27 protein-coding genes, 1 pseudogene and 1 riboswitch are annotated in these 25,216 nt (G+C 69.0%); of the genes and pseudogenes, 21 read left to right on the plus strand and 7 right to left on the minus strand.

Features of this window, described 5'->3' with window-relative positions; genetic code table 11:
• Positions 1-93 precede the first annotated feature (93 nt).
• Together thiD and thiC are read right to left on the minus strand one after the other, a co-directional pair.
• Positions 94-966 (minus strand): bifunctional hydroxymethylpyrimidine kinase/phosphomethylpyrimidine kinase, encoded by an 873-nt coding sequence (gene thiD, locus HUN08_RS02050; RefSeq protein WP_124245794.1) that lies wholly within the window; start codon positions 964-966, stop codon positions 94-96.
• A 2-nt stretch (positions 967-968) separates the two neighbouring features.
• Positions 969-2,627, minus strand: a complete 1,659-nt coding sequence (gene thiC, locus HUN08_RS02055) for a phosphomethylpyrimidine synthase ThiC (RefSeq protein WP_124245793.1) — start codon at positions 2,625-2,627, stop codon at positions 969-971.
• Positions 2,617-2,729: riboswitch (TPP riboswitch) on the minus strand. (Overlaps the previous gene by 11 nt.)
• Positions 2,730-2,922: 193 nt before the next feature.
• On the opposite strand from thiC, the gene HUN08_RS02060 reads away from it, so the two are divergent.
• From HUN08_RS02060 to HUN08_RS02150, 19 genes and pseudogenes are all read left to right on the plus strand, one after another.
• On the plus strand, positions 2,923-3,279 hold the full coding sequence (locus HUN08_RS02060) for a GNAT family N-acetyltransferase (protein ID WP_124245792.1): 357 nt from the start codon (positions 2,923-2,925) through the stop codon (positions 3,277-3,279).
• Positions 3,280-3,335: 56 nt separating this feature from the next.
• Complete coding sequence (locus HUN08_RS02065) at positions 3,336-4,097, plus strand: siderophore-interacting protein (RefSeq protein ID WP_124245791.1); 762 nt, start codon at positions 3,336-3,338, stop codon at positions 4,095-4,097.
• 32 nt (positions 4,098-4,129) lie between these two features.
• Positions 4,130-5,287, plus strand: a complete 1,158-nt coding sequence (locus HUN08_RS02070; RefSeq protein ID WP_124245790.1) for an alpha/beta hydrolase — start codon at positions 4,130-4,132, stop codon at positions 5,285-5,287.
• Between the two features lie 41 nt (positions 5,288-5,328).
• Positions 5,329-6,723, plus strand: a complete 1,395-nt coding sequence (locus HUN08_RS02075) for an AarF/ABC1/UbiB kinase family protein (RefSeq protein ID WP_124245789.1) — start codon at positions 5,329-5,331, stop codon at positions 6,721-6,723.
• Positions 6,724-6,802: 79 nt separating this feature from the next.
• Positions 6,803-7,789, plus strand: coding sequence for an alpha/beta hydrolase fold domain-containing protein (locus HUN08_RS02080; RefSeq protein WP_124245788.1), 987 nt, complete (start codon positions 6,803-6,805; stop codon positions 7,787-7,789).
• A 1-nt stretch (position 7,790) separates the two neighbouring features.
• Positions 7,791-9,371 (plus strand): NAD(P)/FAD-dependent oxidoreductase, encoded by a 1,581-nt coding sequence (locus HUN08_RS02085; RefSeq protein WP_124245787.1) that lies wholly within the window; start codon positions 7,791-7,793, stop codon positions 9,369-9,371.
• A gap of 4 nt (positions 9,372-9,375) precedes the next feature.
• On the plus strand, positions 9,376-10,254 hold the full coding sequence (locus HUN08_RS02090; RefSeq protein ID WP_124245786.1) for an SDR family NAD(P)-dependent oxidoreductase: 879 nt from the start codon (positions 9,376-9,378) through the stop codon (positions 10,252-10,254).
• Positions 10,254-11,864, plus strand: coding sequence for an NAD(P)/FAD-dependent oxidoreductase (locus tag HUN08_RS02095; protein ID WP_124246219.1), 1,611 nt, complete (start codon positions 10,254-10,256; stop codon positions 11,862-11,864). Before HUN08_RS02090 ends, HUN08_RS02095 begins: the two co-directional genes overlap by 1 nt.
• A 275-nt stretch (positions 11,865-12,139) precedes the next feature.
• Positions 12,140-13,081 (plus strand): annotated as a pseudogene (locus tag HUN08_RS02100) (MinD/ParA family protein); the annotation flags it as partial.
• Between the two features lie 160 nt (positions 13,082-13,241).
• Positions 13,242-14,024: a hypothetical protein gene (locus HUN08_RS02105; RefSeq protein WP_124245785.1), complete on the plus strand. Its 783-nt coding sequence runs from the start codon at positions 13,242-13,244 to the stop codon at positions 14,022-14,024.
• Positions 14,025-14,231: 207 nt separating this feature from the next.
• Positions 14,232-14,627 (plus strand): hypothetical protein, encoded by a 396-nt coding sequence (locus HUN08_RS02110; protein ID WP_165353355.1) that lies wholly within the window; start codon positions 14,232-14,234, stop codon positions 14,625-14,627.
• Complete coding sequence (locus HUN08_RS02115) at positions 14,624-16,411, plus strand: DUF3710 domain-containing protein (protein WP_124245783.1); 1,788 nt, start codon at positions 14,624-14,626, stop codon at positions 16,409-16,411. The genes HUN08_RS02110 and HUN08_RS02115 overlap by 4 nt, the downstream gene beginning before the upstream one ends.
• Before the next feature lie 30 nt (positions 16,412-16,441).
• Entirely contained in the window at positions 16,442-16,966 is a 525-nt protein-coding gene (locus HUN08_RS02120; protein ID WP_124245782.1) for a hypothetical protein, read from the plus strand.
• Positions 16,963-17,694 carry a hypothetical protein gene (locus tag HUN08_RS02125; RefSeq protein WP_124245781.1) on the plus strand — a complete coding sequence of 244 codons (732 nt, stop codon included), beginning with the start codon at positions 16,963-16,965 and terminating at the stop codon, positions 17,692-17,694. The genes HUN08_RS02120 and HUN08_RS02125 overlap by 4 nt, the downstream gene beginning before the upstream one ends.
• Positions 17,695-17,790: 96 nt before the next feature.
• Positions 17,791-18,513, plus strand: coding sequence for a TetR/AcrR family transcriptional regulator (locus HUN08_RS02130; protein WP_124245780.1), 723 nt, complete (start codon positions 17,791-17,793; stop codon positions 18,511-18,513).
• The gene (locus tag HUN08_RS02135) at positions 18,506-19,105 is read left to right on the plus strand and encodes a TetR/AcrR family transcriptional regulator (protein ID WP_165353354.1); all 600 of its coding nucleotides are present in this window, start codon (positions 18,506-18,508) and stop codon (positions 19,103-19,105) included. The genes HUN08_RS02130 and HUN08_RS02135 overlap by 8 nt, the downstream gene beginning before the upstream one ends.
• A 106-nt stretch (positions 19,106-19,211) precedes the next feature.
• Positions 19,212-19,499 (plus strand): hypothetical protein, encoded by a 288-nt coding sequence (locus tag HUN08_RS02140; protein ID WP_124245778.1) that lies wholly within the window; start codon positions 19,212-19,214, stop codon positions 19,497-19,499.
• Positions 19,486-20,202 carry a TetR/AcrR family transcriptional regulator gene (locus HUN08_RS02145; protein WP_124245777.1) on the plus strand — a complete coding sequence of 239 codons (717 nt, stop codon included), beginning with the start codon at positions 19,486-19,488 and terminating at the stop codon, positions 20,200-20,202. Before HUN08_RS02140 ends, HUN08_RS02145 begins: the two co-directional genes overlap by 14 nt.
• 78 nt (positions 20,203-20,280) lie before the next feature.
• A complete protein-coding gene (locus tag HUN08_RS02150; RefSeq protein ID WP_124245776.1) occupies positions 20,281-21,210 on the plus strand; it encodes an SDR family NAD(P)-dependent oxidoreductase in 930 nt (309 codons plus the stop codon).
• Here HUN08_RS02150 and HUN08_RS02155 read toward each other — a convergent pair.
• From HUN08_RS02155 to HUN08_RS02175, 5 genes are read right to left on the minus strand one after another with little or no spacing between them, the layout of a single operon-like run.
• The gene (locus HUN08_RS02155) at positions 21,180-21,962 is read right to left on the minus strand and encodes an exodeoxyribonuclease III (protein WP_124245775.1); all 783 of its coding nucleotides are present in this window, start codon (positions 21,960-21,962) and stop codon (positions 21,180-21,182) included. The genes HUN08_RS02150 and HUN08_RS02155 overlap by 31 nt on opposite strands.
• An 8-nt stretch (positions 21,963-21,970) precedes the next feature.
• Entirely contained in the window at positions 21,971-22,444 is a 474-nt protein-coding gene (locus HUN08_RS18285) for a barstar family protein (protein WP_124245774.1), read from the minus strand.
• The gene (locus HUN08_RS02165) at positions 22,441-22,917 is read right to left on the minus strand and encodes a ribonuclease domain-containing protein (RefSeq protein WP_124245773.1); all 477 of its coding nucleotides are present in this window, start codon (positions 22,915-22,917) and stop codon (positions 22,441-22,443) included. Before HUN08_RS02165 ends, HUN08_RS18285 begins: the two co-directional genes overlap by 4 nt.
• An 18-nt stretch (positions 22,918-22,935) precedes the next feature.
• The gene (locus tag HUN08_RS02170; protein ID WP_124245772.1) at positions 22,936-23,592 is read right to left on the minus strand and encodes a hypothetical protein; all 657 of its coding nucleotides are present in this window, start codon (positions 23,590-23,592) and stop codon (positions 22,936-22,938) included.
• On the minus strand, positions 23,576-24,184 hold the full coding sequence (locus HUN08_RS02175; protein ID WP_124245771.1) for a peptide deformylase: 609 nt from the start codon (positions 24,182-24,184) through the stop codon (positions 23,576-23,578). The genes HUN08_RS02170 and HUN08_RS02175 overlap by 17 nt, the downstream gene beginning before the upstream one ends.
• A gap of 136 nt (positions 24,185-24,320) precedes the next feature.
• Here HUN08_RS02175 and HUN08_RS02180 point away from each other — a divergent pair, with 136 nt between their 5' ends.
• The gene (locus HUN08_RS02180; RefSeq protein ID WP_124245770.1) at positions 24,321-24,659 is read left to right on the plus strand and encodes a DUF3263 domain-containing protein; all 339 of its coding nucleotides are present in this window, start codon (positions 24,321-24,323) and stop codon (positions 24,657-24,659) included.
• A 54-nt stretch (positions 24,660-24,713) separates the two neighbouring features.
• The gene (locus HUN08_RS02185; RefSeq protein ID WP_124245769.1) at positions 24,714-25,199 is read left to right on the plus strand and encodes a LytR C-terminal domain-containing protein; all 486 of its coding nucleotides are present in this window, start codon (positions 24,714-24,716) and stop codon (positions 25,197-25,199) included.
• Positions 25,200-25,216: the final 17 nt, after the last annotated feature.

Genomic DNA, 25,216 nt, shown 5'->3' on the forward strand with positions numbered 1-25,216 from the left:
ATGCTGCTGCGTGGATTGCGCGGCTACCACTCCCGAGGCGACGAATCGCCGGATCGACTGTTCTTGGTTACGTGCGTGGACTCTGCTGCGACCCTACCGACTTTCGCCGAATCCGCCACCCACCCGCCACAGCGGGTTCACCGGCCCGTGCCCCTCGCCGAGCGGGTAGGCGGCCCGCAGACAGCGCGTCACCCACCCCTTCGCGAACCGCAGCGCGTCGGGTACCGAGTAACCGTGCGCCAAGGCCGCCGTGAGCCCCGCGGCCAAGGTGTCCCCGGCACCGTGGTCGTGCGGGGTGTCGATGCGCTCGTGGTCGATCTCGAGGAATTCGGCCCCGTCGTAGAGCAGGTCGGGGCTGTGATCGCTGGAGCGCAGGTGCCCGCCCTTCACCAGCGCCCACCGCGCGCCCAAGTCGTGCAACGCCCGCGCCGCGGCGCGCTGGGACTCCCCGTCGACGACCTCGATCCCGGTGATCAACGCGACCTCGTCGAGGTTGGGGGTGACGACGGTGGCGCGCGGGATCAGCTTGCCGCGCAGGTCGTCGAGGGCGTCGGCGGCCAGCAGCGGGTCGCCGTGCATCGACGCGCAGACGGGATCGACGACGAGCGGGATCGGCCCGTCGCCGCCGGTGCCCAATTCCACACAGGCGTCGACGACCGCGTCGATGATGGCGCCGGAGGCGAGCATGCCCGTCTTGGCCGCACCAACTCCTATGTCGGTGACGACGGCCCGGATCTGGTCGGCGACGATCGGCGGATCGATCTCCTGGAACCCGGACACACCCGTCGAGTTCTGCACGGTGACGGCCGTCACGGCCACGCAGGCGTGCACGCCCATCAACGCGAAGCTGCGCATGTCGGCCTGGATGCCGGCACCGCCGCCGGAGTCCGAGCCGGCGATGGTCAGCACCCGCACGGGCGTCTCACCCTCGGGGCCGACGGGGAGCAGCTCGGGGGTCTGACTCATGCTCAGACACTCTCGCTGATCGGCAGATAGACCTGGTTGCCGTGGTCGGCGAACTCGGCGGATTTCGCGGCCATCTCGGCGGCGATCTTCGCCTCGATGTCCGCCGCGGTCTCCAACCCGTTCTCCGCCGCGTAGGCGCGCACGTCGGCGGAGATGCGCATCGAGCAGAACTTCGGCCCGCACATCGAACAGAAGTGGGCGGTCTTGGCCGGCTCGGCCGGCATCGTCTCGTCGTGGAACTCCCGTGCGGTGTCGGGGTCGAGCGCCAGGTTGAACTGGTCGGTCCAGCGGAACTCGAACCGGGCCTTGCTCAGCGCGTCGTCGCGCTCCTGGGCGCGCGGATGCCCCTTGGCGAGGTCGGCGGAGTGTGCGGCGATCTTGTAGGTGATGACGCCGGTCTTCACGTCGTCGCGGTTGGGCAGGCCCAGGTGCTCCTTGGGGGTGACGTAGCAGAGCATCGCGGTGCCGGCCTGCGCGATCATCGCGGCGCCGATCGCCGAGGTGATGTGGTCGTAGGCGGGCGCGATGTCGGTGGCCAGCGGTCCCAGGGTGTAGAACGGCGCCTCGTTGCACAGCTCCTCTTCCAACCGCACGTTCTCCGCGATCTTGTGCATCGGCACGTGCCCCGGCCCCTCGATCATCACCTGGACGCCGTGGCGCTGGGCGATGGCGGTGAGTTCGCCCAGGGTGCGCAGCTCGGCGAACTGGGCCTCGTCGTTGGCATCGGCGATCGACCCGGGGCGCAGGCCGTCGCCGAGGGAGAAGGTGATGTCGTAGCGGGCGAAGATCTCGCAGAGCTCATCGAAGTGGGTGTAGAGGAAGGATTCCTCGTGGTGGGCCAGGCACCACGCGGCCATGATCGACCCGCCGCGCGAGACGATGCCGGTGACCCGCTTGGCGGTCAGCGGCACGTAGCGCAGCAGGACCCCGGCGTGCACGGTCATGTAGTCGACGCCCTGCTCGGCCTGCTCGATCACGGTGTCGCGGTAAATCTCCCAGGTGAGCTTCGTCGGGTCGCCGTTGACCTTCTCCAGTGCCTGGTAGATCGGCACGGTGCCCACCGGGACGGGGGAGTTGCGCATGATCCACTCGCGGGTCTGGTGGATGTCCTTGCCGGTGGAGAGGTCCATGATCGTGTCGGCGCCCCAGCGGGTGGCCCACACCATCTTCTCGACCTCCTCGGCGATGGAACTCGACACCGCGGAGTTGCCGATGTTGGCGTTGATCTTCACCAGGAACTTCTTGCCGATGATCGTCGGCTCCAACTCGGGGTGGCGGTGGTTGGCCGGGATGACCGCCCGGCCGCGGGCGACCTCGCTGCGGACCAGTTCCGGCTCGACGCCCTCGCGCGCCGCGATGAAGGTCATCTCGTCGGTGACGATGCCGGCGCGCGCCCACGCCAGCTGCGTCGACGCCCCGTCGACGGGCTCGGGACGGCGCCATTCGTCGCGGGTGGGTGCCAGCCCGGCGTCGAGGTCGATGGTGGCGGTGTCGTCGGTGTACGGCCCGGAGGTGTCGTAGAGGTCGAGATGCTCGCCGTTGGTCAGGTGGACGCGGCGCTGCGGGATGCGCAGCCCGTCGACGGTGAGATAGTGCTTCGTGCTGCCCTCGATCGGGCCGGTGGTGACGGTGGTGGCTGCTGCGGGCACACGTGTGCTCATGGGGACTCCCTACGCCGGCATTACCCGGACAGGTTCAGGCGGTCGGCGACCGCCTGTCGCCATCTCAGCCCTCGGTGCGCGAGAGCCCCCGCGTTATCTGGTTGTGGATGCGGAAAGCCGCGCGTCCAGAGTACGGCAGGAGGCGGCGTCGATGTGGCCTACGGTCACCGGGGAGTCTCGGCTCGGCGTCGAGTCAATCGTCACTCCTATCACTTGCGTCACACCGGGTATAGTGTGAGTGATGTCACAAGCGCAACGAGCGCGTCGGACCGGGGAAACTCGTAGGGAGGCAGTGATGGCGTTTCGGAAGAAGTCGGCACAACAGGCGGCGCCCACGCCGTCCGCCCAGGTCATGGCGCAAATCAGCCAGATCCAGCACAACCCGGACCGGGAACGGTTCGAACTCTGGGTCGCGGGCGATCTCGTCGGAGTTCTGGGCTACCACGCCGAGAAGGACGAGGCGGGTGAAGTCGTCACCGTGCTGCACACCGTGCTCTACGACGAGTACACCGGCCAGGGTCTGGCGACCCGCCTCACCGGCAGTGCCGTCGACTACATCAAGCAGACCGGCGCGCGGCTGCGCCCGGTGTGCACCTTCACCCGTCACTACCTGGACAACCATCCGGGAGTGGTCCCACTCGCGGCGGTCTGAGTCGCGTCAGCGTCACGGGGTCGACGGGAAGATTAGGTTACGCTAACCTACTCTGCATGAGTACAGGTGTTGTGAGAGTGCCGTCGCGCGGCTGGCAGGGCGCCGTCCTGAAGCTGCTGGGCGCCGACGATTTCGTGCTGACCGTCACCGGCGTCGAGAGGATCACCGAGCACTACCTGCGCATCCACTTCCGCGACGGCGGGTTGCTTTCGACCCATCCGATTCACCCGACGATGTGGGTGCGCATGTGGTTCGAGGACGACGGAAAGCTGCACCAGCGCGCCTACACCCTGGTCGACCCGAATCCGGTGGCGGGCACCTTCGCCGTCGAGTTCGCCGTCCACGACGGTGCCGCGGCCCGGTGGGCGCAGGCCGCCCACCTCGGCGACGAGATCACCGCGACCGTGATGGGCTCCAAATTCGACCTGCCGCAGCCGGCCGCGGACGGCTGGCTCATCGCCGGGGACGCGGCCTCGCTGCCCGCGGTCAACTCGTTGCTCGACGCGATCGCGGCCTCGGACGCGCCGGATGTCCCCGTGACGATCTGGATGGAGTACCAGCACGACGACGAGTTCACCCTCCCGCTGCGCTCGCGCGAGCACCACCGCGTCGAGTGGGTCCCGCGCGGCGCGGACGGCCGGGCCATCGTCGAGGCGATCGCCGCGGACGCATTCGACGCCACCGGCTACCACGGCTGGGTCGCCACCGAGATGAAGTCGACCCGCGCCATCACCGCGCTGCTCCGCAAGGAGTGCGGCCTGGCCCGCGCCGCCGTGAAATCTCAGGCTTATTGGGTCGAGGGCCGCCCGTGGGGCTGAGTCCGATCTGACTGCTTAGTAAGATTGCGGGCATGACTGGTCTTTTCGATCTGCCCGACTTGCCCGCGCCGGATCTGGCTGCGGCGCAGCGGGGTCTGCGCAACCTGTGGTCGCTGACGTTCGGCGGCGGGATCGACACGCCGCACCGGACCGACAGCGTGCTTCTCGCCGACGACGAGCACCGTGGCCTGCGGCGCTACGCCGACGACGAGCAGGTGAGCGCCGCGCGTGCGGCCGGGCGCGCACCCGTCTTACTCGTCCCGCCAATCGCGGCGCCGGCGAGCTGCTACGACCTGTCGCCTGAGCATTCCGTCGTCGCGCACCTGCGCGACTCCGGCCGGGTGCCCTACGTCCTGGACTTCGGCGAGATCGCCTACGCCGACCGCGGCCTGGGCTTCGCCGATTTCATCACCGACATCATCCCGGAGGCCATCGGCCGGGTCCTCGACGACTACCGGTCCGGCGCCGACGCCGGAGACGTGCCGGCACAGGTGGACCTGTACGGCTGGAGCCTCGGCGGCACGCTGTCGCTGCTGACGACGGCCGCGCTCCCGCCCGCAGATCGCGGGTCGGTGCGCAGCATCGTGACCGTCGCGACGCCGCTGGACTACGACGCGCTGCCCGGCTATCCGCTGGCCCGCACCCTGACCCGTCCGACCGGCGGCATGGCGCCGACCGCGGCGCTGCGACTGCTCGGCGGCATTCCCGCGCCGCTGGTCAAGGTGGCCTACCGGGCGACCTCGTGGGACCGCGAACTCAAGAAGCCGTGGTTCATCGCCACCAACCTCACCGAGACCGAGAAGCTGCGGCGCATGGAGGCGATCGACCGCTTCCAAGACGACTTCCCCGGCTACCCGGGGCGACTGGCCGAACAGATGTGGCAGAGCTTCATCTATCGCGGCGAGTTGCGGACCGGCCATCTCGACTTCGACGGTCTCAAGGTCGATCTCGGCACGATCGAGGTGCCGGTGCAGTTGTTCGGCAGCCACCGCGACGCGCTCTGCACGTGGGCGGCGGCGCGGCACGGCGTCGAATTGCTCAGCGGCGCACCGCTCGTCGAGTTCTCGACCGTGGAGTCGAGCCACCTCGGCCTCCTCGCCGGGCCCGATGCGGCGGCCCACACGTGGCCGGCGATCGACTACTTCCTCCGCGGAATCGATGCGTTGAGCACGGGCGACGCGCAGCCCTGATTCGTCGCGCCGGTATCCGTCGCGCTGGTTAGGCTGGCGAGATGAGTGATACCCCGGACGGCGACGGCAAGCGGCTCGCGCGCAGTCGGGTGCGGCGGGGCGGGAAGGTCGGAGGAGTCGTCGCCCGGCACGCCGGGCGCGGAGCGCTGAACGCGGCGATGGCGCCGCTGCGCGGACCGGAGCGGGATGCCGCCGCCCGGGACAAGTCGTTGCTCAAGCTCGCCGACGACATCGTTATGACGGCCGGCGGCATGCGCGGCGCCGCCCAGAAGCTCGGTCAGGTGATCGGGGTCGTCGGACTCGGGATCTCCGACCGCGAGACGCGCGCCGAGTTCGCCCGACGGCTCGCGCCGCTCTACAACGCGGTGCCGCGATGGGACGACGCGGCCATGACCGAGGTGCTCCGGCGCTCGCTCGGTGCGCGCTACCCCGAGATCGGCGAGCTGTCGGAGCCGATGGCGGCGGCCTCGATCGGCCAGGTCTACCGGGCGCGGTTGCGCGACGGGCGCGACGTCGCCGTCAAGGTGAAGTATCCCAACATCGACCAGATGGTCCGCGCCGATCTCAAGAACCTGCGGATGCTGTCCCGTTCGCTCGCCAAATACCTCCCGGCGGCCAACGGGGCGGCCATCGTCGAGGAGGTCATCCGGCAGATCACCCGTGAACTCGACTTCCTCGGCGAGATGGCCGATCAGCAGGCCTTCGCGCAGCGCTATGCCGGGCATCCCGCCTTCGTCGTGCCCGGGGTCGTGCCCGAACTGTGTACCGACGAGGTGCTGGTCTCACAGTGGCTCGACGCGATGCCCTTCGACGAGGCCTGCCTGCTGCCGCAGGAGCAGCGGGACCGGATCGGCGAGACGATCTACCGGTTCTACTGCGGGGAGATGTACCGGATCGGCAAATTCGTCGCCGATCCGCACCCGGGCAACGTGCTCGTGCTGCCCGACGGCCGGGTCGGGTTCGTCGACTACGGCCTCTGCATCGAACTGTCGAAGGCCGAACTCGTCGTCGAACGCCTGGTGTTCAGTTCGTTGCTGCGCGGCGAGGTCGACGCCGCCTTCCGGTTGGCGGCTGAGGCGGGGTTCGTCGTCGACGAGGAGCGGGCCAGCGCGGCGGGCTTCGCCGACTACATCGGGGATGTCGTCGGGTGGCATCTGCGCGACGACTCGCGTCGCATCACGTCGTCGGTGGCCGCGCGATCGGCCGCCGCCGCCCTCATGTTGCAGGGGGAGCACGCCGCGACGATGGCCGGTCAGGCGTTGATGGAGGCCCATGCCTTCGGCAGGCGCAACGAGCTGGCGACCTGCGCGTTGCTCGGCCGACTCGAGGCGAGCGCGCCGTGGTCGGCGATCGCCCGCGAGGTGCTCTCGATGAGCGGACCGGCGACGGAGATGGGGGAGCAGATCGCGCAATGGCACCAAGGTCGGGACGAATAATCGCGTAACTCGGAGTATCCCTCGACATTTTAGGACTGGTGTGTCAGTCTGTTTTTCTGAATCGCGATAGGAGACTCCGATGACTCGTGCGCACGGCGCGGAGACAGTGGTCCACCGGCAGGGGGAGTCGGGCGCCACCCGGCTCGTGTCGCTGGTCTTGAGGTTGTTCGTCAAACCGGTGATCTGGCTCTGGGCCTCGATGCCGTTCCTGCCGTGGCCGTACGGACTCTTCGACCGCGTGACGATGGTCCTGCCCGCGCTTCGGGGCACCATCCGCACCCCCGTCGAACTTCCCCGCTGCCGAGCCGAACTGCTCGCGCCGGCGCAGGTCTCGGCCGCCGACGCCGCGATCCTGTACCTGCACGGCGGCGCCTTCCTCGTCGGGGGGATCAACAGCCACCGTCGCCTGGTGTCGCGCATCGTCTCCGCGACCGGGGTGCCCGCGCTCGTCGTCGACTACCGGCTGTTGCCCGGTCACTCGGTAACCGACGGGGTGGCCGATTGCCTCGACGGCCTGGACTGCCTGATCGCCGCCGGCTACCCGCCGGAGCGTATCGCGATCGTCGGGGACTCGGCCGGCGGATTCCTCGCCGCCCATGTCGCACTGCTGGCCGCGCGCCGGGGTGATCGCGTCGGCGCGGTGACGATGATCTCGCCGCTCGTCGATTTCGACCCGGAGGCCAAGGCTTCGGCACCTCAGGGAGACCCGGTGTTCCCGCGCAACGCCTTCGCGGCCTTCGCGCGGATGATCGACCGCGGCGAGCAGAGCCCCGAGTCGATGGCCGAACTGCGCACGATCGTCGCCGACCCCGCCGGCGAACTCGCTACCCTGCCGCCGACGCTGGTGCAGGTCGGCGGCCGGGAACGGTTGCTGCCCGACGCCGAGCAGTTCGTCGCCGCGATGCTCGACGCTGGCGGGGACGTGCGGTTGGAGGTCTACGACGGGCAGTTCCACGTCTTCCAGGCCGGCGCCGACCTCATCGCCGAAGGTCGCCTGGCCATCGCGTCCATCGCCGACCACCTCACCGCCGTGCTCGGGACGGCCGGCCGGAACGAGGCAGCCTGATATGACCGCGACCCTCGAACCCGACTATCTCGTCGCCGTCATCGGCGCCGGACCGGGCGGCATCTGTGCATCAGTCCTATTGCAGGACAAGGGGATCGACGATTTCGTCATCCTCGACCAGGCGAGCGACTTCGGCGGCAGCTGGCGCGACAACCACTATCCCGGTCTCGGTGTCGACGTCCCCGGCTTCACCTATCAGTACTCCTTCGCCCGCAATCCGGGCTGGACGCGGATGTTCCCCAAGGGCGCGGACGTCTGGGAATACCACCGCGAGGTCGCCCGCCGCTACGGACTCTACGACCACGCGCAGTGGGGCACCCGGATCGTCGCGGAGAAGTGGGACGACGAGTCGGGCCTCTGGCGCCTGACCACCGGGGACGGCCGCGAGATCACCGCGCGCTTCGTCATCTCGGCGGTCGGTGCCTACATCACCGCCAAGGACGACCCCGGAATTCCCGGCTACCAGGACTTCACCGGCACGATCCTGCGGCCCAACGACTGGGACCACGACTACGACCTGACCGGCAAACGCGTCGCGGTCATCGGAACCGGTGCCAGTTCGGTGCAGATCACGCCGTCGATCGCACCGGAGGTCGGCGCGCTCGAGGTCTTCCAGCGCACACCGGTGTGGGCGCTGCCCAAACCGGACTTCGCCCTGTCGCCGACGGTGAGCCGGCTGATGGCCGGCCGGATCGTCGGACCGCCGCTGTCGGGGATCGCGAACCTGGTCATCGAGGCCGCGCTGCGGTTGGTCTATCAGACCCCGCGACCGCTGTTCCGTTGGGCCGCGCCGAGATTCGACGCGATCAGCCGCGCGCTGTACCGGCGGTACCTGCGCGCTGTCGTCCGCGACGAGGATGCGCGCGAGAAGCTGATGCCCGGCTACGGAGCACTCGGGAAGCGCCCGACGCTGTCCAACTCCTTCCTGCAGGCCTTCAACCGGGACAACGTCTCGCTCGTCACGACGCCGATCGACCGGATCGTCGACGACGGGATCGTCACCGCCGACGGCGAGCACCATCGATTCGACGCGATCGTGCTGGCGACCGGCTACCACCTGTTCTCCGATCCGGAGAGCTATGTCGAGGGCGCGGTCGTCGGTCGGGACGGCTTCGACCTTGGCACCTTCTACAACACCGAGAAGCTGCAGGCCTACCAGTCGGTCGCGGTGCCCAAGCTGCCCAACCGGTGGATGCTCGTCGGGCCCTACTCGTGGATCGGGACCGGCTGGCACGAACTCGTCGAGATCTCGTCGTCGCATTCGGTCAACGTGATCGCCGCTGCGCTCGACCGCGGGGAGACCGTCGCCGAGGTCAGCCAGCAGGCCCACGACGACTATCACGCGATGATCCGCCGCAACGACGAGAACATCGACTACTACTTCAACACCGTCAACGCCGGCCTGCGCACCTACTACGTGAACTCCGCCGGCGACATGCCCTACATCCGTCCCACCAGCCTCTTCGGCGCGCGGCGGCAGAGCCGCAACGTCGATCTGGACGCCTATCGATTCCGTGCCGCGCCGCATCCCGTGCCGGCCCCAGCCACCAGGCCGCGGTCCGCCGCCGCGACCGGAAAGTAGCACCGTGAAATTCACCGAGATTCCCGTGGCGCAGTCGGTTTCGCTCGTCACCGGCGGCGCCCGCGGCATCGGCTACGCCATCGCCGAGATGCTGATCGCGGCCGGCTCGCGGGTGGTCGTCGCCGACCTGTCCGAGGTCGACGCCAAGACCGCCGCCGAGCGGCTCGGGACCAACGCCACCGGAATCGAGCTCGACGTCCGGGACGCACAACGGTACGAATCGGCGGTCGACCTGATCGAGGCCACGATCGGCCCGATCGACATCGTCGTCAACAACGCCGGGATCATGCCGGTCGGACCGGTCCTCGACGAGGAGCTCGGCGTCGCGAAGGCGACGATGGACGTGAACTTCTGGGCCCACTACCACTCGCTCCAGATCCTGGCGCCGCGGATGATCGGGCGCGGTCGCGGTCACTTCATCAACGTCACCTCCGCCGCGGGGGCCATCCACTCGCCGGGCCTGGCCACCTATGTCGCCGCCAAGCACGCGGCCACCGGATTCGCGCGCAGTGCCCGCGAGGAACTGCTGGGGACCGGGGTCACCATCTCGGTGGTCATGCCGTCGGCGGTCCAAACCGACCTCGTCACCGGCATCCCGTTCAAGTGGTGGGAACGGCGCGGGATCCTCTCGCCGGAGTCGGTGGCCAGGCGTGCCGTGGGGACGCTGCATAGACGGCCAGCGGTCGTCGGGGCGCCACGGGGAACGCTACCGGTGCTGCGCTCCTATCACGTCGTGCCGGAACGGCTCTGGCTGCTGGGCCGGCGCATCGTCGGCGCGGATCGAACCCTGGAGCCCTACGACAAGGTTGCCCGCGCGGAATACGACGCGCGGATCACCGTGCAGGCGCAGGACGCCGACACCCTGGGCGGGGGCGACCGATGATGGCCCGCGAACCGAAGCTGAAGAAGCTGCCCGGAGGCGCACCGGCCACCGGTGACCACGACCACCTCGCCGTCATCATCGGGGCCGGGTTCGGCGGACTCGGGATGGGTATCGCCCTGAAACAGGCCGGTCTGGACGACTTCGTCATCTTCGAACGCTCCGACGGCGTGGGTGGCACCTGGTACTCCAACACCTATCCCGACGTCGCCGTCGACGTCCCGGGCATCGTCTACCAGTTCTCCTTCGCGAAGAACCCCGACTGGTCGCGGACCTTCCCCAAGGGAGCCGAGGTCCGCGCCTACATCGAGAGCCTCGTCGCCGACTACGACCTGGACCGCCACCTGCGCCTGCGCCATGACGTGGTGCTGCGCGAATGGGACGAGCGGGCGCAGCACTGGCGGATCGGCCTGGCCGACGGCCGCACCGTGACGGCGAAGTACGTGATCTCCGCGGTCGGGGCCTTCGTCGAGCCGCGCGTCCCCGACATTCCCGGACTGGCCGACTTCGGCGGCAAGGTGATCCAGACCCAGGCGTGGGATCACGACTACGACCTCGCCGGCAAACGCGTCGCGGTGATCGGGACCGGTGCCACCTCGGTGCAGCTGGTACCCGAACTCGCCGACCGGGCCGGCCACCTCGACGTCTATCAGCGCCGGGCGATCTGGGTCTTCGCCAAGCCGGACTTCGCCATCCCGGCGCCGGTGCGCACCGCCTTCCGCTACGCGCCGGTGCTGCAATCGGCGATCCGCGGCGTCGTCGCGGCGGCCGTGGAGGTCGGCCTGGTCGGGATCACCGTCTACGGCAAACAGATCGCACCGCTGACCCTGATTCCCAACTGGGCCTGCCGCGCATTCCTGTTCACCCAGGTCCGCGATCGGGAGCTGCGGCGCAAGCTCACCCCCACCTACGGGTTCGGGTGCAAGCGGCCGAGCGTCTCCAACCGCTACTACAAGGCCTACACCAAGGACAGCGTCGACCTGGTCACCGAGCCGATCGACCGGGCCACGGCCACCGGGATCCGCACCGCCGACGGCACCGAGCGGCCGATCGACGTGCTGGTCCTGGCTACCGGCTTCGAGATGAGTCAGAGTCCCGAGCCGTATCGCCGCCGCCCGGTTCGGGGTCGCGACGGTTTCGACCTCGCCGAGTTCTACGACCAGCACCGCGCCAAGGCCTACGAGGGCGTGTGCATGCCGGATCTGCCGAACCACTTCCTCGTCTTCGGCCCTTTCGCCTGGAGCGGCAGTAGTTGGCATGTGATGGTGGAGAACGCGATGCGGATCACCACCCGGGTGATCACCGCGGCCGAGAAGCAGGGCGCGACCTCGGTGTCGGTGAGCCCGGCGGCCAACGACCGCTTCTTCGACTTCATCTCGGCCAAGGGCAGCCAGACCCTGATGCACGGCAAGGCCTGCGTCGACGCCAATTCCTACTACATCGACAAGCACGGCGACTTCGGCTTCCTCCGGCCGACGACCGCCTACCAATCGACGAAGGCGAGCAAGCAACTCCCGCTTGACGACTTCGACTTCCGGTTCGGTGCCGGCTCGGCCCGTCTCGGCGACGCTGACCCCGGGATGGTGCGCCCCGGACGTGCGGGTAGCAGTTAGTACGGCTAGCAGTTACTATCTGCAATCAAAGCACGATGAACTGACACATCACTTCTGGAATTGATGTGCAGACGCCCGATGCGTCGGATTCAGTCGCGAGGCGAAACGGGAGGGGAGACAGTGTGAGCGCTGATGACAAGGTCGAATCGTTGGAGGACCTGCTGGAGCAGGACTCGGACGAGAACGACGGCCGGCGGTCGCGAGGATCGGCGTCGCGCACCGCGGCGACGGGTCGGCGGGCGAATATCACCCGCAACCAGCGGCAGAACGTCGTCGGCCCGGGGTTGGACGAGGTCGCGCTCCTCGGCCGCGCCCGGCGGGCGCCGAAGAGCGGTTGGCGCAAGGCGGTCCACTCGATGTCCGGTGGGCAGATCAACCCGGGCGATTCGCCGTATGAACTGCGCCTCGAGGAATTGGCCCAACGGGTGAACAAGCCCATCCGCGGCGACTACCGAATCGCCGTGCTGTCGTTGAAGGGAGGAGTCGGCAAGACGACGACGACCATCGGGCTCGGCTCCATCTTCGCCTCCCTGCGCGGCGACCGGGTGATCGCCGTCGACGCCAATCCCGACCTGGGGACGTTGGCGCAGCGGGTACCGCAACAGACGCGATCGACGGTCCACGATCTGCTGGCCGATCCGTCGTTGAACCGCTATTCCGACGTCCGGGTGCACACCTCCCAGGCGCCGAGCAGGCTCGAAGTGCTTGCCTCCGAACGTGATCCGGCAGCAGCCGAGGCGTTCAGCGAGCAGGACTATCGCGGCGTCATCGACGTACTGCAACGCTTCTACAACATCATCATCACCGATTGCGGCACCGGCCTGAGCCATTCCGCGATGAACGGGGTCCTCGACTTGGCCAACTGTCTGGTCCTGGTCAGCTCGGTGGCGATCGACGCGGCGCGGAGTGCGAGCGCAACCTTGGACTGGCTCGACGCACACGGGTATGGGGACCTGGTCGACGACGCTGTCGTGGTGCTGAACTCGCCTCGTGCCGGTTCCTCGAATATCGACGTCGACGGGTTGGAACGCCATTTCCTCGGCCGCTGCAGAGGGGTGCAGCGGATCCCGTTCGACGACCACCTTGCCGAGGGTGCCGAGGTCGATCTCGAACTGCTCAAGAAGGAGACCAGTCTGGCGTTGACCGAGCTGGCGGCCATCGTGGCCGACGATGCGGACCAGTCGGAGCCGCGTCGGCCCGAGCCCTTCTACCGGTGATGTTCGCGGTCCGCGGGGCAGGACCTAGGTCCGCTACGGCGCGCGTCTCACAGCTTGACAAGGGTATGTTTGTGATATTGAATCGGTACCTGATCCAGGGCTTTTCGGTTATCTGGGTCTCTCAATCAACTTGGAACCGAAGACTAGGAGAGTTAAGAGAATGACACGTCAGTTCATCCTTACTGCCGGTGGGGCTCTGGTCGCGGCGGGTACCGCCGTCGTCGCGGCTGGTCCCGCGGCTCAGGCGGCCACGGCTGTGCCCGCGCCCGCCCACGTTCCCGCAGCCCTGACCGTCACCGGTCCGGCGGCGACGACCGGCGCGGCGACCACGCCGCTCGGTGCGGCTGTCGGTGCAGCGCTCGGCGCCCTGGGGGGTGGCGCTGTTGGCGGCACCGGTGGTGCGGCAACGGGTGCCCTCATCGGCGGCGGCGCGGGCACCGTGCTCGGCGGCTTCGCCGGTGGTCTCGTCGGTGGGCCTCTCGGCACCGCGGCCGGTACCGCTGCCGGAATGGCGGCCGGCTGTGTGGTCGGCCTCCCGGCGCTGATCGTCGGTTGCCTCCCCGGTGCGGTCATCGGTGGTGCGATCGGCGCCGTCGCCGGCGGCACCTTCGGCATGGTTGCCGGCACCACGCTCGGCGCCCTCGGCGGCGGCGCGGTCGGCACCGGCCTCGGCGCTGCTGCCGGTGGCCTCGGGGCGGGCGCCATCGGCACCGCGATCGGTGCCGGAATCGGTGCGCTCGCGGGCGCCGGACTGGGTTCGGTCGTGCCGACCTCGGCCGCTGTGGCGCCGCGTGCCGTCACCCAGCAGGCCGTCCAGGCGCCGGTCATCAGCCAGACCGCGTCCGGTTTCGTGAAGCAGCTGCCTCGCGAGGTTCAGGCCCCGGTCAACGACATGGTGCGTCAGGCCACCAAGTCGCTGAACCTGCCGACGCTGGTTCGCTAGCCACCCAAAAGCAGGGTGTTGTGCGAACCGACACTCCAGCGCACAACACCCGGGGCGCCGCTGATCACACCTGGCCGATTCTCACTGTCGGAGAAGCCGAGCGGCGCTGACAGGCTCCCTCGTCCCGGGGATACCCGGGACGGGGGAGCCTCCGGCTAGACCCATTCCATAGCCGTCGGATCACGGAACCCGAGAAGGAGATCGCACGTGGTAGCTCACGTCGAACTGCGCCGCGTCAACGGCGACATCGCCATTCCGCAGATTTCTGACAGCAGTTTCAACCTCTACAGTTCCGAGGACCTCTTCCTCCGGCGTGGCGCGATCGAGACGATCTCGACCGGGCTCGCCGTCTCCTTGCCGGTCGGTCTCGTCGGTGTCATCTGTCTGCGGCCCAGCCTCGCGATCGTGGACTCGCCGACCCTGCGCTTCGAGAACCGCGATCCCATCAAGATCCGAGTGATCTCGGCGACCTCGGGGGATCTGCGGATCGCGACGGGCGACCAGATCGGGACGGTCACCGTGTACGACCCGCAGCGCTGCACGTTCATCGAGGTCAACTACGGTGCCGTGCGCGGCGCGGCGGATGATCGGCCCGGGTCGTGAACGCCGAGATCCCGGTCCGCCGGCATCCCTTGCTGCCGAGCCCGCGCACGTCGGCAGGCAGCATCAACCTCTACAGCGCGATTCGCGCGGATCTGGTCCGCGGGGAGCCGACGACCGTCTCGACCGGCCTGTCGATCGCCCTGCCGGACGGCTTCGTCGGTGTGATCCGTCTTCGCCCCGGGCTCGCCCTGGCCGGTTCTCCGACGATCGGCAGCAATGATCGAGAACCCATCTTCATCACGGTGGTCCACTGCCGAGCGCAGCCGACGGTGTCGATAGCGCAGGGTGAACAGATCGGGACGGTCTCCATCTACCGGACGCTGCACTGCCGCTTCTCGGAGGTCGAGGTCTTCAGCGAGGCACCCATCACCCCTCTCGACCGGGCGCGCCTCGAGCTTCCGGGAACCCTCCTGCGCAGTTCGCGAGCTGTTCGCCCGCGCCTGGTCGCCACGATCTCCACGGACGGTGCCGGCGCGACGGACGACTTCGCGGCCACCGATTCGGCGCTGTTCCGTCAGCGGGTCTTCTCGATCGGCGACGGGGTCGGGCCCTACGACATCGAGGAGTTGGTCGACCTAGACGAACTCGAGGACGGCTACCTCGACCTCGGATCGGTCCTGCTCCCGAGGTTGCCCGAGATCGCGTGGAACCGGGTCGCCGTGGAGTTCACCGCCGACCGACAACCCGAGACACTGCACCTGATCAACGGGCAGGCGAGCCTCGGGGTCGCCGCCTTCACCGCGCCCGTCTCCGGGGGACTGTGGCGGACCTGCGTCGACCAGCTGATCGGCGAATTCGAGTCGAAGGGCGCGCGGGCCAGTCGCGTCCCCGGCGTCTGGGCCGACGAGGTGCTCGCCACGATCAACGGCTGGAGCTATCGGGTTATCGGAGCCGACGGACCGCGCTGGATGGTCCGTGCGGTGCTGAGCTGCCCGGCGATGGAGATGGAGGAATTGACCTCCATCGGTCGGGCGCTGTTGCGCGAGACGGTGGTCCGGCGCGGCGTCGTCGCACAACCGGTCAACTCGCAGCTGGCCATCGAGCTGCCCGCCGATCTGGCGGTTCACCTCGACGGGATGCGCACCGGAGTGCAGACCGTCGCACTAAGCCAAGACGGGTCGGTCGAGGTCGACCCGACGGAGAGATCGGGAGCACCAGACATGGAATCGGAACCCCGCACACCGGCGACGCTCGACGAAAGCGCCGGCCCGTACGACTACGACGACCTGACCGATGTCGGGCAACTCGAGGAGGGCTACCTCGACCTCGGGTCGGTCTTCCTGCCGATCGTCGACGAACTCGTCGGCAGTCAGGTGGCCGCCGAGTTCGACGAGGACGGCCAGCCGTCGGCGGTCACCCTCATCATCGGAGAGATGCGGTTGAGCGTCGCTGCCTTCGCGGCGGGTGAGACCGGCGGGCTCTGGCCCGCGGTCGCCGCCCAGATGATCGACGAGTTCACCCAGCTCGACGCCGAGGCCACCTCCGAGGCCGGTCCGTGGGCGCAGGAGGTCGTCGCCGTCTTCGACACGTGGACCTACCGCGCGATCGGCGTCGACGGCCCCGGATGGTTGGTTCGAGCCGTGATGTCCAGTCCGACATCCCAGACGGCCGCCCTGACCGCCATCGCCCGCGATGTGCTGCGCAAGACGGTTGTCCGGTTGGGTCCGCAACCGCGTCCCGGCGTCGGCGACCCCATGCCGATCGTGCTGCCCGTCGAGATGGTCGAACAACTCGAGGCCGCGGCGGGAGTCGACGGTCCCGCCGAGCCCTCCGACGAGCAGTGACGCCGGGTCACCGTGGTACCCGCATCGAAAATGGCGAATCCCCGTCGCGTCGTGTTGAGCTCGCCGGCGGATCTGCGGCGCTTCGTCGACCAGGAAGCGACCTTCGTGGTGACCGCCGAAGTCGAGGTCCGGCGGCGCCTGGACGAGGCCTGGTCGCAGGTGCGCACCGGTGACGTCATCGACCTGGGGTGGCTCTGCCGCGGACCGGTCTCCTCCGAGACGACGCGGACGTACCGCGGTGCCCTCGCGATGGTGACCTACGTCGCCGACCTCTCCGAGCCCTACCAGCTTCTCGGTGCCGGCGTCGGCACGTCGGCACCGGCCGTCGACGCCATCGTCGAGCGGATCAGACTGCGCGAGTCGGCCGAACATCGCACGGTCGTCAAATACGCGATCGCCATTCGTCCCCGATTCTTCGGCTTCGTGCGGATGCGTTTCGTCGGCGTCCTCGTCCGGCCCTTCCTCAGATATGGGATTCGACGCGCGTTCAACTCCGGCCCGACGCAACAGCGGGTGCCGGTCAACACAGGTGAGATGGAGATGGGTGGCCGATGAAAGAGATGACGGACGTGCGTCCGACGAGCGGCGCTGACGACGCGTCGGACGACGAGAAGCTCACGAAGGAGCGGGCGAAGACCAAGCGGGCGAAGGCGATGGCCACCGAATTGCACGCCGAGCTCTCCGCGACGCGCAAGCGGATCGCCACCATGAAGAGGATCACCGCGGCGGCGGTCGTCCTTCTCGTCGCGGCCGTCGTGATGGTCGTCATGAACCGGACCAACACGTCGGCCGAGCTGGACGGCATGAAGCAGGCGGCGGCGGCCGATCGGGCGACCCTCGCCGCCGCGCGGGGCGCCGCGGAGGAATACACGTCGCGCTCGCTGACGATGGACTACCGCCGCGCTCCCGAGTACGTGGCCAACGTCCGTCGCGGGACCACCGAGAAGTTCGCCAAGAACTTCAGCACGGAGCCCGGTGGGGCGGGACTCGCCACCTTGGATGTCCTGCGACAGACCCACATGGTCGCCAAGGGTGAAGCCGCCTACTCGTACTTCGACGGCGATCCGAACGCGTTGCCGCGCGCCGGACAGCCGTGGAACTTCGTCGTCGTCGCCACGCAGAGCGCGACGACGGCGCAGCAGCCGCAGGGGGTGTCCAATGCGCTCATCCTGCGCGTCGTCGTCGTCCAACAGGGGGATGCGTGGAAGGTGGACAACTTCGTCACCGACCCGAAGATCGCGGCGAAGACCGGACAGGCGGGGCTCCCGGCGAGCGGCGGGTAGCGCCCGCCGTCCGACCCGGCGGGACCGATCTGTGGTCAGGTGGCAGGTCTGGGACCTGGGTCCTCTTGTACATGGCCAGACGTTAAAGTAGCGGCTATGGACGGTGACGGAATCGACGTGGCCACGGAGGCAGGCGCGCAGCGGGTTCCGGCTCAACCCAACCAGCGTCGGGGCCGCCCTCCCCGTGCCGGCCTGGCCAGTGCGCGGCGGGAACACTTCACCCAGGCCGCGTACTCGGTGTTCGCCGAATACTCCTACGAGGACGCCCAGGTCAGCGAGATCGCCAGGCGTGCGGGTGTCGGTCAGGCAACCCTCTACCGCTATGTGGACGGTAAGCGCGAACTGCTCGATCTCGTCGTCGACTGGTGCGCGGAGCGGGTGTTCGCGGCAATCGACGTCGACGAGATACTCGACGGCGCGGATGCCGACGGACCGGACGCACCGCAGGCGATGATCACCGATCTCGGTGACCGGCTGTATGCGCTCATCGACGAGGAACCCAATCTGCTGCGCATCCTGGCGGTGCAGGCGGGCGCGGTCGACCGCGAGCTCCGCTACCGGGTCTCCGGGCTGTACAGCGCGGTGAACGGCCTGATCATCCGCGCCCTGAGCCGGGCCGCGGAGCGCGGGTGGATCGACGCCGACGCACAGCACCTCGAACTCATCGCGCACCTGTTACCGTCGCTGAGTATGCCCGGTTTCATACTCGCCCTGAGCGGTGATCAGGACCAAGAGGTCACCCGCGCCGAGTATGTGGCCTGTGCCGCGCAGCTATCCCGATACGGTCTTCTGGGGGCAGGGAGACGCGAGGTTGAGTAGTCGACACGACGAACTGCTCGATGCCGCGCTCGCGGAGTGGTCGAAGGTGGGGTACGCGGAGGTCGGGGTCAAAGAGATCACGGCACGGGCGTCGGTCAGTCATGGCACCTTCTACAACTACTTCGACAACCGCCGACAGCTGTTGGACGTCCTCGTCGAACGGGAGGTGACCCCGTTCTTGGAGATGTTCGACGTGTTGGAACGCGAGATGCACCGACCGGTGACCGAAGAGTCGCTGCGCGAGGTGATCACCGCGGGCACGGCGAAGGTGCTCAACGGCGTGCTGGCCCGTCCGGACAGCATCTCGTTCATCGCGCTGGAGGTACCCGGAATCGACGACCGCGCCCTGCGCCGGGATATCGAGCTGTTCCGGGAGGCCGGCCGGCGTGCCGGGCGCATCCTGGACAACGCGGTGGCCGACGGCGTGATCGACCGGTCGCTGAACATCGAGTTCGCCGGGCAGGTGTGGATCTCGGCGATCTTCAGCCTGGTGGTCCCCTTCCTCGCCGACGGTCGGGAGATCGGCGACGTCGACCGCCTCGCCGCCGAGTACGCGGAGATCGCGCTGCACGGGGTATCCCTGTCCAACTGAGACCTGCTCGCCAGGACTAGCCGGGAAGCCGCTGCGAAAAGTAGAATGACGTGTCAACTCTCCTTCGGGAGTGTCCGCATGGAACCCACTACGAAAAGGTCGCCCTATGATCCCGGAATCGGTCTACCAGCTGTTCGGCGGCGCGCTCGCGGCCAGCGGTCTCGCGCACTTCGCCGCCCCCAAGCCGTTCGCGGCCATCTCCCGTCCCTTCTTCGGGGACGAGACCTCCCGCTACGTGAAGGTGAACGGGGCCTCCGAGACCGCGATCGGATTGGCCATCGCCTACCAGCCGACACGCGTTCTCGGCTTCGCCGGGCTGGCGGCCTACGGCGTCTATCTGGGCGATCGGGTCGTCGACTACGGGCGGCGTCGATTCACCGGTGGCTCCGCCTGACACGCCGCCCCGGCGGCGTCGCGGGCGACCCGTCTCGGTAGGCCTCGCCGAGAAGCGCCTCGCGCAGATCACCCGGGCGGCCTACGAGGTCTTCGTCGAGCGCTCGTACGAGGAGGCCACCGTCGGAGACATCGCGTCGCGTGCCGGCGTCGGGCACGGGACGCTCTACCGCTATGTCCGCGGCAAACGCGAACTGCTCGACCTGGTCGTCGACTGGTGCGCCGATCAGTTGCTGGGGGCGATCGACCCGGACACCGTCCTGGACGCCGCGCGCTCGAACGACCCGTTGGCCCTGCAGGAGACCGTCGACGAACTCGGCACCAGGCTGTTCCAGCTGGCCGACGCCGAGCCGGGACTGCTGCGCATCCTCACGGTCCAGAGCAGCGCCGTCGACCGGGAACTGCGCTATCGCATCACCGGCATCTACAACACCGTCGACGCCCTGGCCGTGCGCGTGGTCACCACCGCCGCCGAGAACGGCTGGATGATCGACGGCGACGAGGCGGTCCTGGTCACCGCCCGCACCCTCCCGGCACTGGCGTTACCCGGCGCGATGCTCGCGCTCACCGGCGAGGGAAGGGACTCCAAGCGCGCCGAGTACGTCGCCGCCGCGTCGGAGCTCGCGCAGTACGGGTTGCTGGGGACGGGGCGGCATCACCGACGCGCCGCCCGTCGACGGATTGCCGAACGACGCGGGGGATAGCTTCGGGCAGCAGGGAGCGGTACTGTCGTAACAAACACTGATACGTCAGTTCATCCATTTCGAAAGGATGGTGGACCGATGTCGAAATCGTCTGTCCCCCAACGCATCTGGTCCGCCCGCAAGGGGTTGGCCCGGGCCGCCGCAACCACCGTCACCGCACCGATGCGCTCGGTCGATCCGGCCGGGAAAGTCATCGTGATCACCGGCGGGTCGTCGGGGATCGGGGCCGCCGCGGCCCGGCGCTTCGTCCGGCAGGGTGCCACGGTGGCGCTCGTCGCCCGCGGCGAGGACCAGCTGCGCGAGACCGCCGAGGCGATAGCAGCCGAATTCGAAGCGGCCGACCGGGTTCGGTGGTTCGCCGGCGACGTCACCGACGAGGACCGCATGCGCGGCATCGTCGACGAGATCCTCGCGGCCCATGGCCGGATCGACGTGCTCGTCAACAATGCCGGCCGCTCGATCCGGCGGGGCACCGCCAACGCGACCGACCGCTCGCACGACTACCGCCGCACGATGGAGGCCAACTACCTCGGCGCCGTCGCGTGCACGCTGGCCGTCCTGCCCGGCATGATCGAACGCCGCCGCGGCCGCATCGTGAACGTCTCCAGCATCAGCACGCAATTGTTCAGCCCCCGCTACAGCGCCTACGTCGCGAGCAAGGCCGCCCTCGACGCGTTCGGCGAGGTGGTCTCCGGCGAGGTCGCCACCCGCGGAATCACCGTCACGTCGGTGAAAGTGCCGCTGACCCGCACACCGATGATCGAGCCGTCGCGCAAGGTGCAACCGGCACCGGCGATCAGCCCGGAACAGGCCGCCGTGCTCATCGAGCGGGCGGTGCGCCACGGCCGTCCCACGGTCTCGACGACGGCCGGGCGCATCGGCGGCGGACTCACCGCGGCCTTCCCCGGTTGGTCACGGGTCGCCCGGCAGATCGAGTACCTGGCCATGCCGGAGTCGGCGGCCTCGCGCGGGAGCGCTCAGCGCACGTCCAACACCACCGGGGCGTGATCGCTGGCCCCTGGGGCCTTGCGGGCGGCCTTGTCGATCGCGGCGCCGAAGACGCGGTCGTTCAACGCGGGTGAGCAGAGGACGAAGTCGATCTTCATTCCCTGGTTACGGGGGAAGCGGAGCTGCTGGTAGTCCCAGAACGTGAAGGTCTTCTCCCGTTCGAGGTAGGGCTGGGCGGCATCGGCATAGCCGGCGTCGGCGAAGGAGCCGAAGGCGGCGCGCTCCTCGTCGGTGACGTGGGATTTGCCCGCGAACTCGGCCGGGTCCCACACGTCGGCATCGGTCGGCGCGACGTTCCAATCGCCGGCCAGGGCGATCTGCGCCGCGGGATCGTGGGCCAGCCACAACGCGGCGCGGTCGCGCAGCGCCCCCAGCCACTCCACCTTGTAGGAGAAGTGCGGGTCCCCGGGGGCCCGGCCGTTCGGGACGTACAGGCTCCACACCCGCACGCCGTCGCAGACCGCGGAGATGGCCCGCGCCTCGCGCGCACCCTCCCACTCGGGCTGTCCCTCGAATCCGTACTCCACCGCGTCGAGTCCGACGCGCGAGGCGATGGCGACGCCGTTGTAGCCGCCGTTTCCGGTGAACGCGACGTCGTAGCCGGCGGCGAGGAAGCTCATCACCGGGAAGCCGTCATCGGTGCATTTGGTCTCCTGCAGGGCCAGGACGTCGATCTCCGAGTCGGCGGCCCACGCCACGATCGATTCCGACCGGGCGCGAATCGAGTTCACGTTCCACGTCGCGAGGCGCACGGCGGTCCTCAGTCGACGACGGCGATGTCGGCGCCGGCGGCCCGCCACGCCGTCATCGTCGCCTCCGCCTCGTCGGAACGGGCCAGCAGCAGCACGCCGAACTGGCGGTGCGGCGCGTACTCCCCGGCGTAGAAGCCGATAGATCCGACGAACCAGGCGAGGGCGTCGGGATCGGCGGCGAGCAGTTCCCGCGGGTGGAGGATCTCGGTCAGATAGCCGCGAGCCGTGTCGGGCAGGTCGGTCATCACGTCGTCGAAGGCGTCTTTGTTCTCGCCGAAGTGCTTCGGGAAGTCCCAGGCCTTGGCGAAGGCCCGGTAGAAGGTCGGCAGGGTGTGGGCGTCGTGGCCGTCGACGCGGTGGGTGCGGACGCCGGGCAGCGTCGTGGAGGTGGCACGGCCGGTGACGACGCGCAGCCCGATCGCCGGACCGCCGTCGGCGGTGGCCGCCAAGAACTGGTCGATGCTGGTGTCCTGCGTGGTCATCGGTGCGCTCCCGGTCCGCGGATCTGGTGGAAGGTGCGGTAGTGGTCCAACGTGTACCAGGCCGATCCGTCGGCGCCGGTGATGATCCGTTCCGCGTCGCGGCCCCGCCCGGGCCGCTTGGCGTTGACATCCCACTCCTGGTAGCGGGCACGGCCGCCGGTGGAATCGGTTGCGGGCAGTTGGCCCTCGTTGTTGCGGAAGGTGCGGCCGCCGTGGGTGCCCGGCGCGTTGGCCGCCTTGGGCCAGCGGCCCGCGTCGATGAGCGCCAGGGTCCGCAGCACCCGCTCGGGTGCCTGCCCCTGCGCCGATTCGTGCTGACCGTGCTGAGCGGTCGCCACGGGGGCGTTGGAGCCGGTGGGATCGGATGCGCGCGATCCGCCGAGCAGCCAGATGAGCCCGACGACCAGTACGGTTAGGGCGACCCCGATGGCGAACCAGGTCGCCGCGGCCCGGTTCTTCGCGTTGTTGGACATCGCCGCTCAGATTAGCCGTCAGTCGCCCAGGTCGCGATAGGTGACGCGGTGGTGCAGCGCGAAACCCTCGGCGCGCAGGGCGGCGCCCCGATCCCGGTCGGCGGCGGCGACGGTCACGATGTCGCCCTCGGTGCCGTCGGGTAGTAGGCGGACGAGTCGGTGATACTCGCCGCCGAGCGGGCGTCCGGCATCCGCGCCGGGAACCAGGCGCTCGGGCAATTCGACGATCGCCGGGAGGCCGTGTGCCGCATACCAGGCGCGGATCGCGTCGACCGCGGGTTCGTCGAGTCGCGCGCCGAGCACGGCGGGGAGGGCGGCCGCCGGGCTGCCTTCGGTCCGCAGGCGCCAGCCGAGCAGGTCTTCGGTCTCCGCTGCGTCGACGGCCCGCGCCGCCACGTCGCGGATCTCGCTGTTGCGCACCGCGCGGTAGGACAGCAGGCGTACCGAGGTGACGAGGTCGACGGGGATCGTCACCGCGTCATCACTCGCCGCGGCCGCCGGCGCGACACGCGTGAGGACGAGTGCGTCGGGGGTGGAGCGGGCGTCGACGATGCCGGTGACATCGGACAGGCCGTGCTCCCCGCTGCCGCGCCAGTCGCCCGGCGCGCCGTCGGCGAGGCGGTAACGGACGACGACGCGGTCGCCGGCGAAGGGCTGGTCAGTCGTCGTAGTCATGGCCGAACGGGTCGTCGACCGACCCGGGCACCCAGGTGAGCCCGGGAACGCCCCAACCCATTCGCTTGATCGCCTTCTTCGCCGCGCGGGCGTTGCGACCCACCAGCACGTCGACGTAGAGGAAGCCATCGAGGTGTCCGGTCTCGTGCTGCAGCATGCGCGCGAAGAAGCCGGTGCCCTCGATCTCGACGGGGTCGCCGTTGCGGTCGACGCCGGTCACCCGGGCCCAGTCGGCGCGGCCGGTCGGGAAGGTCTCGCCCGGGACCGAGAGGCAGCCCTCGTAGTCGTCGTCGGGATCGGGCATGGTCTCCGGGATCGCCGAGGTCTCCAGCACCGGGTTGATGACTTCGCCGCGGCGCCGCGCCGCGGCCCGCGATTCGCCGTCGGGGCAGTCGTAGACGAACATCCGCTTGCCGACGCCGATCTGGTTGGCGGCCAGGCCCACGCCGTTGGCCGCGTCCATCGTCTCGTACATGTCGTCGAGCAGCGCGACGTCCGCGGCACCGGGTTTGCCGCTCTCGTCGAGTTCGACCGGGGCCGTCGGTCGGTGCAGAACCGGCTCGCCGACGATGCAGATGGGGAGGATCGCCATGCGGACAAGCCTACGACGACCGGCGCGTCACGATGCGGTCGGGCGCGGCCGCCGTGGTTAGATAACTACCGAGTCACACCGGCGCGGACGTCGCGCTCGGCAGCTGACAACCAGTGTGATTGTGCGAGGGAGCGTGATGGACGGGGCGACTGCGCGAAGCCGGCAGAGCCACAAGGCGGGGGATGAGTCGAACGTCGATCCGAACGAGGTCGGCTCCGACGGTCTTTCGCGGCGCGAACACGAGATCCTCTCCTTCGAGCGGCAGTGGTGGAAGTACGCCGGCGCCAAGGAAGACGCGATCAAGGAGCTGTTCGGGCTGTCCGCGACGCGGTACTACCAGGTGCTGAACGCACTGGTGGACCGTCCGGAAGCACTCGCCGCCGACCCCATGCTGGTCAAGCGTCTGCGACGCCTGCGCGCGTCGCGTCAGAAGGCCCGCGCCGCCCGACGGCTGGGCTTCGACCTCTCCGAGTAGGCCCGCGCCCGGAGCGCCCGGGCGACGCGGCGCGCTGCGATAGAGTTGGACCTGATGACAACCGAACGCGAAACCAATCGACTCCCGCTGCGCGCCGGCGCCATGTTGCTGCTGGCCGTGGCAGTCGTCTTCTTCGGCCTCGGCATTCACCACCTGACGACCAGTGGGGACAACGACGAGTCGGCACCCGCTACGTCGGCGGCGGTCTCCGCGCCCGTACCCGCGCCCGCGTCGAATACCCAGGCGGCCCCGGCTGCCTCCGGCAAGGTGTGCGTGGTCAACGCGGGCGAGGTGTCCGGCCTGGCCGGCACGGTGACGCGCACGCTCAAGGAAAAGGGCTTCACGACTGCCGAGCCGGCGAACCTGCAGTCGAACTCGCTCAACGAGAACACGATCTTCTATCACCCCGGCCAGGAGGCGGTGGCCAACGAGGTCAACACCGCCCTCGGCGGGGGCTACAGCGTGGAGCAGCGCTCCGCGGGGCAGACCAAGCTGCCGGCGTGCACCGGTGGTGTGCTCGTCGTCGCAGTGAATCAGTAGTGCACTAAACACTGAGA

Origin of the sequence: Gordonia sp. X0973 (assembly GCF_013348785.1) — a bacterium.
Taxonomy (GTDB): Bacteria; Actinomycetota; Actinomycetes; order Mycobacteriales; family Mycobacteriaceae; genus Gordonia.

Bases quoted from the DNA above. Each gene is read 5' to 3' on its own strand.
- thiD (WP_124245794.1), bottom strand. From the start codon at position 966: ATGAGTCAGACCCCCGAGCTGCTCCCCGTCGGCCCCGAGGGTGAGACG.
- thiC (WP_124245793.1), bottom strand. From the start codon at position 2,627: ATGAGCACACGTGTGCCCGCAGCAGCCACCACCGTCACCACCGGCCCG.
- HUN08_RS02060 (WP_124245792.1), top strand. From the start codon at position 2,923: ATGGCGTTTCGGAAGAAGTCGGCACAACAGGCGGCGCCCACGCCGTCC.
- HUN08_RS02065 (WP_124245791.1), top strand. From the start codon at position 3,336: ATGAGTACAGGTGTTGTGAGAGTGCCGTCGCGCGGCTGGCAGGGCGCC.
- HUN08_RS02070 (WP_124245790.1), top strand. From the start codon at position 4,130: ATGACTGGTCTTTTCGATCTGCCCGACTTGCCCGCGCCGGATCTGGCT.
- HUN08_RS02075 (WP_124245789.1), top strand. From the start codon at position 5,329: ATGAGTGATACCCCGGACGGCGACGGCAAGCGGCTCGCGCGCAGTCGG.
- HUN08_RS02080 (WP_124245788.1), top strand. From the start codon at position 6,803: ATGACTCGTGCGCACGGCGCGGAGACAGTGGTCCACCGGCAGGGGGAG.
- HUN08_RS02085 (WP_124245787.1), top strand. From the start codon at position 7,791: ATGACCGCGACCCTCGAACCCGACTATCTCGTCGCCGTCATCGGCGCC.
- HUN08_RS02095 (WP_124246219.1), top strand. From the start codon at position 10,254: ATGGCCCGCGAACCGAAGCTGAAGAAGCTGCCCGGAGGCGCACCGGCC.
- HUN08_RS02105 (WP_124245785.1), top strand. From the start codon at position 13,242: ATGACACGTCAGTTCATCCTTACTGCCGGTGGGGCTCTGGTCGCGGCG.
- HUN08_RS02120 (WP_124245782.1), top strand. From the start codon at position 16,442: ATGGCGAATCCCCGTCGCGTCGTGTTGAGCTCGCCGGCGGATCTGCGG.
- HUN08_RS02125 (WP_124245781.1), top strand. From the start codon at position 16,963: ATGAAAGAGATGACGGACGTGCGTCCGACGAGCGGCGCTGACGACGCG.
- HUN08_RS02130 (WP_124245780.1), top strand. From the start codon at position 17,791: ATGGACGGTGACGGAATCGACGTGGCCACGGAGGCAGGCGCGCAGCGG.
- HUN08_RS02140 (WP_124245778.1), top strand. From the start codon at position 19,212: ATGATCCCGGAATCGGTCTACCAGCTGTTCGGCGGCGCGCTCGCGGCC.
- HUN08_RS02150 (WP_124245776.1), top strand. From the start codon at position 20,281: ATGTCGAAATCGTCTGTCCCCCAACGCATCTGGTCCGCCCGCAAGGGG.
- HUN08_RS18285 (WP_124245774.1), bottom strand. From the start codon at position 22,444: ATGACCACGCAGGACACCAGCATCGACCAGTTCTTGGCGGCCACCGCC.
- HUN08_RS02165 (WP_124245773.1), bottom strand. From the start codon at position 22,917: ATGTCCAACAACGCGAAGAACCGGGCCGCGGCGACCTGGTTCGCCATC.
- HUN08_RS02170 (WP_124245772.1), bottom strand. From the start codon at position 23,592: ATGACTACGACGACTGACCAGCCCTTCGCCGGCGACCGCGTCGTCGTC.
- HUN08_RS02175 (WP_124245771.1), bottom strand. From the start codon at position 24,184: ATGGCGATCCTCCCCATCTGCATCGTCGGCGAGCCGGTTCTGCACCGA.
- HUN08_RS02180 (WP_124245770.1), top strand. From the start codon at position 24,321: ATGGACGGGGCGACTGCGCGAAGCCGGCAGAGCCACAAGGCGGGGGAT.
- HUN08_RS02185 (WP_124245769.1), top strand. From the start codon at position 24,714: ATGACAACCGAACGCGAAACCAATCGACTCCCGCTGCGCGCCGGCGCC.